Below are 571 nucleotides of genomic sequence, written 5' to 3'. Positions count from 1 at the left end.
TAGCAATTAGCTGGTAACCAGCGGTGTTCAAAATTAAATTGCATGAAATTAAAACAAAACAACTTCCAGCACTTGACGATGAATTTGCCAAAGACGTAGATGAAGAAGTCGAAACATTAGATGCATTGAAAGAAAAAATTAAAGAGCGCTTAACAAACGAGAAAAAAGAAGAAGCAGAAGCAGCACTTCGCGATGCGGTTGTTCAAAAGGCGACAGAAAATGCACAAATGGACATTCCAGAAGTGATGGTGAAAAATGAAACAGATCGCATGATTCGCGAGTTTGAACAACGTTTACAAATGCAAGGATTAAACCTTGACTTATACTATCAATTCTCTGGACAAGATGAAGCAGCACTTCGTGAACAAATGAAAGAAGAAGCAGAAAAACGTGTTCGTGTAACGTTGACGCTTGAAGCGATTGTAAAAGCAGAAAACATCGACGTCACAGAAGAAGAAGTAGAAAAAGAATTGCAAGAAATGGCGAGTCTTTACAACTTATCTGTTGATCAGTTAAAAGAGCTTCTAGGCACATTAGATGGCTTAAAAGAAGACTTAAAAATGCGCAAAGC

General features: G+C 37.7%; 1 protein-coding gene. It reads left to right on the top strand.

What is annotated here, in order from left to right; translation table 11 throughout:
* Positions 1–23 precede the first annotated feature (23 nt).
* A partial coding sequence (locus tag HZY91_RS10830) for a trigger factor (RefSeq protein ID WP_499797667.1) occupies positions 24–571 on the top strand: 548 nt, incomplete at its 3' end.

The sequence above is a fragment of the Facklamia lactis genome (genome assembly GCF_015863205.1).
Taxonomy (GTDB): Bacteria; Bacillota; Bacilli; order Lactobacillales; family Aerococcaceae; genus Facklamia; species Facklamia lactis.
The sequence above is the reverse complement of the archived record's forward strand: the minus strand, read 5'-3'. Positions and strand labels throughout refer to the sequence as shown.